Raw genomic sequence first — 13296 nt, 5'->3', positions numbered from 1 at the left:
CGCATGACCTTCGATCCCGCGCCTCGTGTCTCGGTCTCCGACCACGTCTTCGGGCGGCTGCGCGACGCGATCGTGTCCGGCCGGTACGCACCGGACGAGACGCTGCCCGGCGAGCGGGAGCTGGCCGGCGCGTTCGAGGTCAACCGGCACGCGGTCCGGGAGGCGCTGCGCCGCCTGCAACAGCTCGGCCTGGTCCGGGTCAGCCAGGGCGGCGCGACCCGGGTGCTGGACTGGCGGGTCCACGCCGGGCTGGACCTGGCGCTGTCCCTGGCCCGCTCCACTGACGTACTCCCGGTCGAGACGCTGGTGCGCGACATGCTGGAGATGCGGGCCTGCGTCGGGATCGACGCGGCCCGGCTCTGCGCCGAGCGCGCGGACGCGGCGGTCGTCGCCGCCCTGGTCCGGGCCGCCGAGGAGTACGGCGACCTGGCCCCCGACCTGGACCTGATGAACGAGGCGAACATCGCCATCTGGCGGCTGGTCGTGCGCGGCAGCGGTAACACCGCCTACCAGCTCGCGTTCAACAGCCTGGTGGCCGGCACGTTCGCGGTCGGCGACGTCCCCCCGGACGCCCGCGCGGCCGAACTGCTGGACGTGGCCGGGCACCGCCGTCTCGCCGCGTCGGTCGCCTCCGGTCAGGGCACGGCGGCGGCCCGGCACGCCCGGGCGCTGCTGACCGCGCCGGTCACCACCCCCACCACCCCCACACCCGGAAGGAAAGCGCGCGCATGATCCCCGCCGTGCTGTACGCCGTCCCGGCGTTCCTGCTCCTGATCGTCGTGGAGGCGGTCTCCTACCGCTTCCTGCCCGACGACGACGAACGCGGCTACGAGCTGCGCGACACCACCACCAGTCTGTCGATGGGGCTGGGCAGCCAGATCATCGGCTTCCCGTGGAAGCTGCTCACCGTCGGTGCGTTCGCGGCGCTGTGGACCGTGGCGCCGGTGCACCTGTCCCCCGGCGACTGGTGGACCTGGGTGATCCTGTTCTTCGCCGACGACCTGGCCTACTACTGGTTCCACCGCTCGCACCACGAGGTACGCGTGCTCTGGGCCAGCCACGTCGTGCACCACTCCAGCGTCTACTACAACTTCTCCACCGCGTTGCGGCAGAGCTGGACGCCGATGACCTCGCTGCCGTTCTGGCTGCCGCTGGCGCTGCTCGGCATCCCGCCGTGGATGATCTTCCTCCAGCAGTCGGTCAGCCTGCTGTACCAGTTCTTCCTGCACACCGAGCGGATCAACGTGCTGCCCCGGCCGATCGAGTGGATCTTCAACACGCCGTCGCACCACCGGGTGCACCACGGCTCGAACACCGAGTACCTGGACCGCAACTACGGCGGCATCCTGATCGTCTGGGACCGGCTGTTCGGCAGCTTCGAGCCGGAGCGGGCCACCGCGCGCTACGGGCTCACCAAGAACATCGGCACCTACAACCCGCTGCGGGTGGCCACCCACGAGTTCGCCGCGATCTGGTCCGACGTACGCCGGGCCGACTCCTGGCGGCACCGCCTCGGTTACCTGTTCGGCCGTCCCGGCTGGCAGCCGGCCCGATGAGGCGCTCCTGGCTGCTGCCCCTGTTCGGGCTGGTCGCGGCCGTCGAACTGGTCGGGGTCGCGCTCGACTCGACCGCGCTCCAGTGGCTGGCCAAGCCGCTGCTCGCGCCGGTGCTGCTGGCGTACCTCTGGGCGCACCGGCGCCGCGTCGACGCGGTGGCGGTCGGCCTGGTCGCCGCCACCGCGGGCGACGTCGCCCTGCTCCCGCCGGGAGACACCGCGTTCCTGGCCGGCATGGGCTTCTTCCTGGTCACCCAGATCGCGTTCATCACCGCCTTCGTCCGGTACCGGCGTGCCCGGGGCGTGGCGTGGGCCGGTTACCTGCTCGCCTGGGCCGGCGCGAACGCACTGCTCTGGGGCATGCTCGGGCCGCTGCGGCTGCCGGTGCTCGGCTACAGCCTGGCGCTGTGCCTGATGGCCGCCGCCGCGACCGGGGTGTCCGCGCGGGTCGCCGCGGGCGGGGCGCTCTTCCTCGTCTCCGACCTGCTCATCGGCGTGGGCGCGGCCGGTGTGGACCTGCCCGGGCGGGGCCTGCTGGTGATGACCACCTACTGCGCCGCGCTGCTGCTCATCACCACCGGCTGGGTGGCCGCGGCGCGCCCGGCGACCGGCCCGCAGCCGCCCCCGGCGGGTACTCTGCTCGCGTGGCCAGGGAGAACGGGCGCAAGCTGATCGCCTCGAACAAGAAGGCGCGGCACGACTACGACATCCTCAAGACGTACGAGGCGGGCATCGTGCTGGCCGGCACCGAGGTCAAGTCGCTGCGCGAGGGGCGGGTGTCGCTGGTCGACGCGTTCGCCCAGGAGCGCGACGGCGAGATCATGCTGTACGGCCTGCACATCGCCGAGTACGGCTTCGGCACCTGGACCAACCACGCGCCCCGGCGCACCCGCAAGCTGCTGCTGCACCGGGTGGAGATCGCCCGGATCCTGGAGAAGCTGCGCGACGGCGGCATCACGCTGGTGCCGCTGTCGATGTACTTCGCCGACGGCTGGGCCAAGGTGGAGCTGGGCCTGGCCCGGGGCCGCCGGTCGTACGACAAGCGCCAGGCGCTGGCCGAGCGGGACGCCAAACGCGAGATCGCCCGGGAGATGGGCCGCCGGCTCAAGGGCCGGACGGCGGCGCGGCGGGGCTGAGCGCGCCGTTTTCTGTCCCAGGGCGGTGGCACGCTGAGGCGCATGACCGATCTGACCTGGAACCCGCTGCTCCGCGAGCAGCTCACCTGGCACTGGACCTACCAGTTGCGCGACCGCCTCGCCGGGCTCACCGACGCCGAATACCTCTGGGAGCCGGTCCCCGGCTGCTGGAGCGTGCGCCCGCGCGGCGACGACGGCATTCCGGCGATCGACTTCGCGATGCCGCAGCCGGACCCGCCGCCGTTCACCACCATCGCCTGGCGGCTGGCCCACGTCATCGTGGGCGTGCTGGCCATGCGCAACGTGTCGCACTTCGGCCGCGCGCCCACCGACTACGCCTCGTTCCCCTACTCCCCGACCGCGGCCGGCGCGCTGGCCCAGCTCGACGAGGAGTACGCCGCCTGGACGGCAGGGGTCGAGGCGCTCGGCGAGGACGGCCTGGCCCGCCCCTGCGGCCCGGCTGAGGGGCCGTTCGCCGACGTCCCGATGGCCACGCTCGTGCTACACATCAACCGGGAGGTGATCCACCACCTGTCCGAGGTGTGCCTGCTGCGCGACCTGTACCGCCACACGCCGGAAGCGGCGCGATGAATACAAGACTCCTTGTACATCATTCCTTGTCGGTCTAACCTGGCGGCATGACTGACGGAACCGGCAACCGGCGGGTGAGTGACCCACGAGCCATGCGGGCGCTGGCCCACCCCACCCGGCTGCGGCTGCTCGGCGAACTGCGCCTGCGCGGCCCGCAGACGGTCGGCATGCTGAGCGAACGGACCGGCGAGGCGGTCGGGTCGGTCAGCTACCACGTCGGCAAGCTGGCCGAGCACGGCTTCGTGGCCGAGGCGCCCGAGCTGGCCCGGGACCGGCGCGAGCGGTGGTGGCGGGCCGCGCACGCCACCACCGACTGGGATCCGCTCGAACTGCTCGACGACCCGGAGCGCCGGCTCGCCGGCAACATGCTGCGCCAGGCCGCCATGCAGCGCTATGTGGACCGCTACCAGGCATACCTGGAGTCGGAGGCGAGCCTCGACCCCGCGTGGGTCCGCGGCACCACCAGCAGCGACATGGTGCTGCGCCTGACACCTGACGAACTGGTCGAGCTGCGCGACGAGTTGTCCGCGCTGGGCCGGCGCTGGCAGGAGCGCGGCGCACCCGGCCGGCCCGGCGCCGAGATGGTCACGCTGATCTGGCAGGCGTACCGGGGGCCGCAGTGACCCGCGACCGCCGGCCCCTGGCCGGACTGCTGATCGGGCACGCCGTCTCGCTGACCGGCAACGTGCTCACGCTCATCGCGCTGCCGCTCTACGTCCTGGCCGAGACCGGCTCACCCGCCGCCACCGGGCTGGCCGGGGCGTTCGCCACCGCGCCCGTGGTGCTCGGCGGCGCGTTCGGCGGCGTACTCGTCGACCGGATCGGCTACCGGCGCTCCAGCGTGCTCGCCGACGTGGTCTCCGGCGTGACGATCGCCGCCGTACCCCTGTTGCACGCCACAGTCGGCCTGCCGTTCCCGGCGCTGCTGGCCCTGGTCTTCGTCAGCGGCCTGCTCGACACGCCGGGGCAGACCGCGCGCACCGCGTTGCTGCCGGAGGCCGCGGCGGCGGCCGGGGTGCCGATCGAGCGGGCGGCCGGGTGGGAGGACGCGACCTCGCGCGGCGCCCGGATGATCGGCGCACCCGTGGCCGGCCTGCTGGTCGGTGTGTTCGGTGCGGTGCCGGTGCTGGCGCTGGACGCGGTGACGTTCGCCGTGTCGGCCCTCGTGGTGACGCTGCTGGTGCCGCGCGGCCTGCGGCCGTCCGACGACGGGAGCGAGCCGGAGACCGGCGGCTACTGGCGGCAGTTCGCCGCCGGGCTGCGCTTCCTGGTCCGGGAGCCGCTGCTGCGCGCCATGGTCCTGCTGGTGCTGGTGACGAACCTGTTCGACGCGGCGAAGAGCAACGTGCTGCTGCCGGTGGTCGCCGAACGGGAACTCGGCGGGCCGGCCGCGTTCGGCCTGCTGGTGGGCGTCATGGGCGGTGGGGCGCTGGTCGGCTCGCTGGTGTTCAGCGCGATCGGGCACCGGCTGCCCCGCCGGGCCACGTTCGTCACCGCGTACGTGCTGTGCGGCGCCCCACCACTGTGGGCGCTCGCCGCCGCGCCACCGCTGCCGGTGGTGGCCGCCGTGGTGGCGATGGCCGGGCTGGCCGCCGGCGCGCTCAACCCGCTGATGGGCGCGGCCCAGTTGGAGCGGGTGCCGCCGGCCATGCGGGCCCGGGTGTACGGCGTGATCGGCGCCGGCGCGTGGGCGGCCATGCCGGCCGGCGCGGTCGGCGCGGGATTCGCCGCGGACCGGTTCGGCCCCACGTCCACGCTCGTCGTGATGGGCGCCTGCTACCTGCTGGTGGTGCTGACGCCGCTGCTGGGCGGGCCGTGGCGGGACATGCGCCGACCCACTGTGGTGCGGCAACGCGAGCCCGAGCCGACGTCGGAGCGCCAGCGGGAAGCGCTCTCTTGACATCGACCGACTTCATTCATACCTTCATCGAAGTCTATTTGTATGGTTTGTTAACCGTTGGGCGGGGCCGGCCGCCGTGACGGTAACGGCCACCACCCCCGCAGGAGGCGCCCCGTGCGCACCATCCGTACCCTCGCCGCCCTGGCGGTGACAGCGGTCGGCCTCACCGCCGCCCTCACCGCCGTCCCCAGCACCCCGGCGGCCGCCGCCCCCGGCGCGGTCACCTGGTCCGACGACTTCAACGGCCCGGCCGGGGCCGCCCCCGACGCGAGCAAGTGGCGCTACGACATCGGTGGCGGCGGCTGGGGCAACAACGAGCTCCAGTACTACACGAACAGCACCCGCAACGCCGCGCTCGACGGCAACGGCAACCTGGTCATCACCGCCCGCAAGGAGAACCCGGGCGGCTACTCCTGCTGGTACGGAAGCTGCCAGTACACCTCGGCCCGGCTGCTCACCAACGGCACGTTCGCCCAGGCGTACGGGCGGTTCGAGGCACGCATCAAGGTTCCGCGTGGACAAGGGCTGTGGCCGGCGTTCTGGATGCTCGGCAACGACATCGGCACGAACCCGTGGCCCGGCAGCGGCGAGATCGACATCATGGAGAACGTCGGCTACGCGCCGTCGACCGTCTGGGGCACGCTGCACGGCCCCGGCTACTCCGGCGGCGGCGGCGTCGGCGCGTCCACCTCGCTGCCAGGCGGCCAGGCGCTCGCCGACGCCTTCCACACGTTCACAGTGGACTGGGCGCCGGACTCGATCACCTGGTACCTCGACGGCGTCGCGTACTCCCGCAAGACGCCCGCCGACATCGGCGGCAACCGCTGGGTCTTCGACCACCCGTTCTTCATGATCATGAACGTGGCGGTCGGCGGCAACTGGCCCGGCTCGCCGGACGGCAGCACCACGTTCCCGCAGACCATGACCGTCGACTACGTCCGCGTCCAGGCCTGGGACAACGGCGGCGGGGGCACCGGCGGCCAGATCGTCGGGTACGGCAACAAGTGCGTGGACGTGGCGAGCGCCAGCACCGCCAACGGCACCCCGGTGCAGCTCTGGACGTGCAACGGCACCGCCGCCCAGCGCTGGACCTGGAATGCCGACGGCTCGGTCCGCGCACTCGGCAAGTGCCTCGACGTGGCGGCCGGATCGACCGCGAGTGGCGCCAAGGTGCAGCTCTACGACTGCAACGGCACCGGCGCGCAGAAGTGGGTGTTCAGCGCGGCCGGGGACATCGTGAACCCCCAGGCGAACAAGTGCCTGGACGCGACGGGTCCCAGCTCGGCCGACGGCACCCGGCTGCAGATCTGGGACTGCACCGGCGCCGCCAACCAGAAATGGCGCCGCTGACCGGCGTCCCGGCCCGCCACCCCTCCCCTCGCGATCTTGCACTTTCGGCCCGAGCGGTGACGCGAATGCCCCATTCGCCCGGGCACAAACTGCAAGATCGCGAGGGGTGGCTGCCTCGCCGGGGGCACGAATGGCGTTGCGGGCTGGGATACCGTGAGGTCCGTTTCGCTCCCGCGAGACCAGGTCATCGATCCCCTGGAAGCGCCATCATGGATGAACCGACCGGCGCGCTGCCGTCGACGAGCGGGTTCACGCCGGAGCCCATCTCCACCGCACGGCTTGACCTGCTGCCCCTGGCCGTCGAGCACGCCCAGGAGATGGCCGCCGTCCTCGCCGACCCGGCGCTGCACACGTTCATCGGCGGCGAGCCCGCTTCCCCCGCGGCGCTGCGAGCCCGCTACGAACGGCTGGTCGCCGGCTCGCCCGACCCGGCCGAGTCGTGGTGCAACTGGGTGATCCGGCTCCGGGACGACGGCCGGCTGGCCGGCTTCGTCCAGGCCACGGTCACCGAGCCACACGAACCGGTGGCGGACACCGCCACGGCGGGTGCGCGCGCGGTCGGGCACCGGCACCTCGACGAGGCGACACCGGCCGCCGCGGGACCGATCGCGGAGATCGCCTGGGTGGTGGGAACACAGTGGCAGGGGCGCGGGATCGCCACCGAGGCCGCCCGTGGAATGGCCGGCTGGCTGGGGCGACGCGGTGTGCGTACCCTCGTGGCCCACGTCCATCCCGACCACCGCGCGTCGGCGGCGGTGGCCACGGCCTGCGGCCTGGCCCTCACCGACGTGTGGCAGGACGGCGAGGTCCGCTGGACCGGACCGGCCGCCCCGCCTCCCCCGCCTGCCCGGGGTTGACCAAGGAGTTCGTGTCGGATACGGCGGGGATCAGAAGGGGGCGTCCACGGACAGGCGGCGGACCTGGGTGAGGTAGGGGTCCAGTTCGCCCACCTCGAACCGGCACGTGCCGATGACGTGCCAGAACTGGCCGCCCGGGTCGCCGTCCAGCTTGTACCGGCCGTCCGGGCTGACCGCCGCCCACCCGTCCGGCAGGCCGATGAGCGTGGTCCGCAACTGGGCGTGCTCGGGGTCGGCCACGTCCCACAGCCGTACCGTGCCGTCGTCACCGGCGCTGGCGAGCAGGCTGCTGTCCGGGCTGAAGTGCACCGACCAGACGCGCCGGGTGTGCGCCGCAAGGGTGCCGTGCAGCCGGCCGGTGACCGGATCCCACAGCCGGATCACCAGGTCGTCGCCGGCGGTGGCGAGCAGGTTGCCGTCCGGGCTGAACGCGCAGGACCAGAGCCGGCCGTCGTGCTCGGTGAGCACCAGGCGCCGCTCGCCGGTGACCGCGTCCCAGACCACCGCCGTGCCGTCGTTACCGGCGCTGGCGAGCAGCGTGCCCTCGCTGTTGAAGCCGACCGAGTAGACCCGGTCGGTGTGGTGTTCGAGCGTGAGCCGGCAGGTGGCGGTGGCGGCGTCCCAGAGCCGTACCGCCTGGTCGTCGCAGCCGGTGGCGATGGTCTCGCCGTCGGGGCTGAACGCGACGGTGCGCACGCGCCCCCGGTGCGGGGTGAGCGTGGCGAAGTGCCGGCCGGTACGGCGGTACCACAGGCGTACCGTGTCGTCGTCGTTGGCGGTGGCGAGTGCGTCGCCGTCGGGGCTGAACGCGACCGCCCAGACGTGGTCGGTGTCCACGTTGAGTTCGCGCTCGTCGGCGCCCGTGTCGGTGTTCCACAGGTGCACGCCGCCGTCGCCGCTGGGCGTGGCCACCAGCGGTTCATCCGGGCAGAACACCACGGACAGCAGCCGGTCGGCCGGGCTGGCGAGCTGCCGCACCAGGCGGCCGGTGCGCGGCTCCCAGAGCCGGATCACGCCGTCGTTGCCGCAGGCGGCGAGCACCTCGCCGTCGTCGCGGAAGGACAGCGCGGTGACCTTGCGGCCGTGCCCGCGCAGCGTGTGCTGGAGCTGCCCGCTGCGGACGTCCCACAGCCGGGTGGTGCCGTCGTTGCTGCTGGTCGCCACCTGGTTCTGGTCCGGCCGCCAGACCACCGGCCACACCGAGCCGCGGTGCCGGGTCAGCTCGTGCCGCACCTGCCCGTCGTCGGTGTCCCAGAGCTGGATCGCGCCGTCGCTGGCGGCGGTGGCGAGCAGGCTGCCGTCGCCGTTGAACCGGACGCTGTAGATCGCGCCGCGCTGCCGGCCGAGCACCCGCACCGGCCGGCCCGTCTCGGTCTCCCACAGCCGCAGCGCGCCGTGCGTGTCGCCGGTGGCCATCAGCGTGCCGTCGGGGTGGATGTCGAGGGCGTACACGTCGGCCTCGTGGCCACGCGGCGCGCGCAGCAGCTCGCCGTCGGTGGCCCGGCGGATCCAGATGCGGCCGTGCTGCCCGACGGCGGCCAGCAGCCGGCCGTCCGGTGAGTGCACGACCCGGTAGACCACCTCGGGCTCCTGCACCTCGAACGCCAGCTTGCCGGTGGGGATGTCCCAGCCGCGGACCGTGCCGGCGCTGTCGGCCACCACCACGCGCCGCCCGTCCGGGCTGAACGAGGTGCCCCAGATCGGCGCGGAGTGGCCGGGCCACTCGTGACGCAGCCGGGCGCCACGGGTGTCGTAGAGCCGCACCACGCCGGCCGCGTCGCCGACCACCAGGCGGCCGCGGCGGCCGTCGGTGAGCATCGGCCACACCCAGCCGGTGAAGACGTCCTCGATGACGTGCCGCACGTCGCCGTGGTCGGCGTCCCACAGCCGTACGGTGAGGTCGGCCGAGCCGGTGACGAGCTGGTGGGACGCGGCGTCGTAGCGGACCGCGTACACCCGGGACCGGTGTCCCTGGAGCGTGCGCACCGGCAGCCCGGTGGCGGTGTCGCAGAGCAGCACACCGCCGTCGTCGCTGCCGACGGCGAGCACCGCGCCGTCCGGGCTGTACGCCACCGGCACCGGCAGCCGGCCCACCTCGAAGCCGTAGCCGACGCCCACGGCGGGCGGGGCCAGGCCCGGCGCGACCGGACGGCCCGGCGCGACGACGGCGCCGCGCAGTTCCGGGGCGCGCAGCAGCGCCGGGTCGGCGCTGACATCGATCAGCGCGGTGCGGTGCCAGCTGCTGCCGGCCACGCGCGCACCCCGCAGGTCGGTACGGAACAGGCGGGCCCCGGCCATCTCCGCGTCGCGCAGGTCGGCCCCGGCGAGGCGGGCCTGGTCCAGGCGGGCGCCGCGCAGCCGGGCGTGTTCCAGCCGCGCCTCGGTCAGGTTCGTGGCGACCAGCCGCGCGTCGGTCAGGTCGGCCCCGGTCAGGTCGGCCCCGGCGAGCTCGCGGTGCGACAGGTCCTCGCCGCGCAGCACCGCGCCGCGCAGGTCGGCCCGGTCGGGCAGGCGCAGCCGGGCGGACAGCCGCAGCGCGTTGGCGCGCAGCGTCTCGCCCGCCGACTCGTCACCGAGCACCCGGGCGGTCCACGCGGTGCAGCGGGCCGGGTCGGCGAGGTCGCCGAGGAACTCCACCGCGAGCGCGGACAGCGACCGGACCGCCAGCGCGCCCGGCTCCTCGCCCCTGTTGATCTGCTCGGCCACCCCCTCGGCCACGAGCCACTCCATCACCGAGGTGTGGATGAACCCGAACAACCCGTCGTCGGTACGGACCAGCAGGCTGCCCGCGCCGACCGCGTGCGCAGCCTGCGGGCCGGACAGCCGCGAGTCGGCCCGCCCGGCGAGCTGGCCGGTGGACTCGGCCAGTTCGGCCAGGCGCAGGTATGCCTCGCCGCTCTCCCAGAGCTGGAACGCCAGCCGGCTGACCGCCTGCCACAGCTCGGGCCGGCGCAGGCTGACCGGTGCGCCCGGGATGCCCTGGGTGCGGCGCTCCTCGAAGTCCAGCCAGGACTCCAGGATCTCCCGGTACAGCGCGGCGGCGCTGAACGTGCCGCCCGCCCCGGCCACCGCGGCGAGCCGCCCCTCGTCGAGGTTGGCGATGAAGCCGAGCATGCGCGGGTTGCGGGAGAGCCCGAGCAGGTCCTTCACGCCGGCGAGCAGGTCCATCCGCTCGCGGGCGGCCCGCTCGTCGCCGCCGTACCGGTTGCGCAGGAACGCCTCGATCTGCCCGGGGGTGAAGTCCTCCACCGCGAGCACGCGCCGGTGCGGCAGCAGGCCGACCCGCTCGCCGAGCGCGGTCAGCACCTGCGAGTTGGTCTTGAAGTGCTGGGTACGGCTGCTCACCACGATCTTCGCGTTGCCCTCGGCGGCCTGGAGCAGCGTCTCCAGGTGGTCGGCCGCCCGGTCGTACGTCACCCGGGCGACCAGCTCGTCGAACCCGTCGAACAGCAGCACGATGCGACCCTGGCGCAGCATGTAGCGGAACGCCTTGAGGTCGATCACCTGCTCGCCGTGGTTGGCCAGATGCGCGGCGACCAGGCCGTCCACGGAGTGCGCCTTGTCCAACGCCCGCAGCTCCACCAGGATCGGGATCAGGTCGGGCGCGGCGGTGGGCAGCCGCCGGGCCACCTCCCGCAACGCGAACGTCTTGCCCCGGCCGAAGTCGCCGAGCACCAGCACGAACCGGCCGTCCGGCGCGGAGACGGTCTCCAGCAGCTCGTCCACCACGTCGTCGCGGACGCGCTGGTCGGCGCCGACGAGGTGGCGGTAGCGCTGCGGCACGTACTGCCCGGGTGGGTAGAGCCGGTCCGCCTGGAGCCGGGCGGTCTGCGCGGCGACGTACTCGCGCAGGTCGAGCAGGCCCTGGAACTCGGTCAGGTGCAGCACGCGTACGCCCCGCCGCTGTGCCTCCTCGGCGAGCCCGCGCGGCACGCGGTCGCCGTCGTAGACCAGCTCGGAGGCGATGTCCGGGTCGGTGGCGTGCACCCGCCGGGCGAAGACGTCCACGTCGGCGGCGGTGGGGGTGCCCACGTGCGCGCCGACGCGTTGCTGACGGACCACCCCGTCGGAGCGGTAGCTGATGTAGAGGTGCGGCGGGTCGGTGCCGACGCGGCGCACCACCACCCGGTCGTAGCGGGCCTCGCAGACCTCGGCGAGCCGGTCCAGCAGCCGCTGCACCGGTGCGACCGGCGCGGCGGCCACCGCGGCGCCCTGGGTGGCCCCCTCGACGGCGACCGGACGGCGCGGGTCGGGTACCTGGGCCGGGCCGGACGCGCCGAAGGTGGCCTCGGCGTGGGGCCAGGACACGGCGGTCACCGCGCCGCCGGCCAGCCGGTCGTCGCGGCCGAGCACCCAGCGGGTCATCCCGTCCGCGCCCAGCCGCAGCACCTGCGCCCGGCCGTCGCGGGGCGCGGCGGCCAGCGGCACCACCGGGTCCACCCGGGCCGACGGCGCGGCGTCGGAGAGCAGCAGGTCGAGCATCGGGCCGACCAGCCGGTTGACCGAGCCCCGGTCGCGCAGCGACACCGGGTCCGGCGGCACCTCGTCGGCGTACGGGCTGCGCGCCCCCGGCGCGTGCGCCATCGCGCCCAGCCGCAGCCAGCCGGACTGCTGGTAGTGGCGCAGCCGCTGGGCGAACCAGCTGGACTGCGCCTCGCCGAGGAAGCCGTACCGGTCCTCCTCGCGGTGGGTGATGGCGATGGTGGAATTCAGCCCGGCCACCACCACCCGCAGGTCGGGCACCGGGAACAGCGTCCAGGGCTGCTCGCTGTCGAAGATCCGGTCGTCGAGGCCCTGGTAGAGGTCGTCGAACAGGCGCGCGTAGTGCCGCCACTTCGGCCAGTACGGCGGCTGCGGGTCGACGTCGTCGGCCTCACAGGTGGCGAAGTACGCGCGGCAGGCGGCCATCGTCACGTCGCGCGGGCCGGGCACCACGACGAGCCGGTGCGGCTCCAGCCCGAGCAGCACCCGCAGGCCGGTGAGGAAGCTCAGCGCGTCGGAGAACTCGCGCGGGCTGCCCGACTCGGTGAGGTTGCCGGCGACGACGAGCAGGTCCGGCCGGGGCACGCCGTCGTTCATCAGCAGCGTTAGGTCACCCATCAGGTGTTCCTGCACCTCGCCCGGGGTGACCGGCGCGCCGGGGGTGATCACGCCCCGGCCGAAGCGCGGCCCGGCGACCTGGAGCACGGTGACGGTGTCCCGGGCGGTCGGTGGCGCCGCCGCGGCGGGCGGGAACGGCGGCGGGTTGATCGGGGTACGCCGGGCGCGGCGGGGCGCGGGCGCTCCGGCGGCCGGTGCGGCGAGCACCCCGTGCGGGTCGGCCGGGTGGTGCGGGAACGCCGGCTGCCGCATCGGCTTGGCGCGCCCGTCGAGCGCCTCCCGGATGCGGTCGAGCACCCGGTTGCGGGCCTGCACCGGGTCGTCCACGCCGACCAGGTCCACATAGGTAATGGTGGCGAGCAGGCCGTCGATCGGGCAGTCCTCGACGCGTACCGTGACGAGCTTGTTGCCGGTGCCGTCCGGGTCGGCGCGCAGCGCGGCCTGCCACTCCAGCTTGCCGTACGTGGAGTGCAGGTAGCGTTCGGACAGCACCGCCACCACCACCTCGGCCTCGCGGACGCCACGGTCCATGAAGTCGATGAAGTTGGTGCCTGCCACGAAGTCCCACGCCTGCAACAACGTGCGATAGCCGGCCGCCTCGAACTCCCACGCCAGCCACGTGGCCCAGCGTTCGTCGGCCGGCGAGTAGCTGATGAAGAAATCGATGGGGCGGTCGGACCGGGTGGGGTGCGCGCCTACAACCACATGGTCATTATGGCCACCGACGGTCAACAGATCGACACCCTCGGCAGCTCGGATCGTCCCGCGTCGGGCTCCTCCGCCCGCGCCGGCATGTGCGAGGATCAT

10 protein-coding genes are annotated in these 13296 nt (G+C 73.8%); 9 read left to right on the top strand and 1 reads right to left on the bottom strand.

Annotation, left to right across the window (positions count from 1 at the left end; translation table 11 throughout):
* Positions 1-3: 3 nt before the first annotated feature.
* The 9 genes from ABD52_RS12890 (at position 4) to ABD52_RS12850 (ending at position 7389) form a co-directional block, all read left to right on the top strand.
* Complete coding sequence (locus ABD52_RS12890) at positions 4-732, top strand: FadR/GntR family transcriptional regulator (protein ID WP_047891952.1); 729 nt, start codon at positions 4-6, stop codon at positions 730-732.
* Positions 729-1556, top strand: coding sequence for a sterol desaturase family protein (locus tag ABD52_RS12885; RefSeq protein ID WP_047891951.1), 828 nt, complete (start codon positions 729-731; stop codon positions 1554-1556). Before ABD52_RS12890 ends, ABD52_RS12885 begins: the two co-directional genes overlap by 4 nt.
* Positions 1553-2227, top strand: a complete 675-nt coding sequence (locus ABD52_RS12880; RefSeq protein ID WP_047891950.1) for a lysoplasmalogenase — start codon at positions 1553-1555, stop codon at positions 2225-2227. The genes ABD52_RS12885 and ABD52_RS12880 overlap by 4 nt, the downstream gene beginning before the upstream one ends.
* On the top strand, positions 2200-2691 hold the full coding sequence (gene smpB, locus ABD52_RS12875; RefSeq protein WP_013286513.1) for an SsrA-binding protein SmpB: 492 nt from the start codon (positions 2200-2202) through the stop codon (positions 2689-2691). The genes ABD52_RS12880 and smpB overlap by 28 nt, the downstream gene beginning before the upstream one ends.
* 42 nt (positions 2692-2733) lie before the next feature.
* Complete coding sequence (locus ABD52_RS12870; protein ID WP_047891949.1) at positions 2734-3282, top strand: DinB family protein; 549 nt, start codon at positions 2734-2736, stop codon at positions 3280-3282.
* A 47-nt stretch (positions 3283-3329) separates the two neighbouring features.
* Positions 3330-3905: a helix-turn-helix domain-containing protein gene (locus tag ABD52_RS12865; RefSeq protein WP_013286515.1), complete on the top strand. Its 576-nt coding sequence runs from the start codon at positions 3330-3332 to the stop codon at positions 3903-3905.
* Complete coding sequence (locus ABD52_RS12860) at positions 3902-5182, top strand: MFS transporter (RefSeq protein WP_047891948.1); 1281 nt, start codon at positions 3902-3904, stop codon at positions 5180-5182. Before ABD52_RS12865 ends, ABD52_RS12860 begins: the two co-directional genes overlap by 4 nt.
* A 114-nt stretch (positions 5183-5296) precedes the next feature.
* Positions 5297-6532 carry a glycoside hydrolase family 16 protein gene (locus ABD52_RS12855; RefSeq protein ID WP_047891947.1) on the top strand — a complete coding sequence of 412 codons (1236 nt, stop codon included), beginning with the start codon at positions 5297-5299 and terminating at the stop codon, positions 6530-6532.
* A gap of 209 nt (positions 6533-6741) precedes the next feature.
* On the top strand, positions 6742-7389 hold the full coding sequence (locus ABD52_RS12850) for a GNAT family N-acetyltransferase (RefSeq protein WP_047891946.1): 648 nt from the start codon (positions 6742-6744) through the stop codon (positions 7387-7389).
* A 30-nt stretch (positions 7390-7419) separates the two neighbouring features.
* Here the strand turns inward: ABD52_RS12850 and ABD52_RS12845 are convergent, their stop codons facing one another.
* Positions 7420-13194, bottom strand: coding sequence for a TIR domain-containing protein (locus ABD52_RS12845; RefSeq protein ID WP_047891945.1), 5775 nt, complete (start codon positions 13192-13194; stop codon positions 7420-7422).
* Positions 13195-13296: the final 102 nt, after the last annotated feature.

The sequence above is a fragment of the Micromonospora sp. RV43 genome (assembly GCF_001029515.1).
GTDB classification, from domain to species: domain Bacteria; phylum Actinomycetota; class Actinomycetes; order Mycobacteriales; family Micromonosporaceae; genus Micromonospora; species Micromonospora aurantiaca.
The sequence above is the reverse complement of the archived record's forward strand: the minus strand, read 5'-3'. Positions and strand labels throughout refer to the sequence as shown.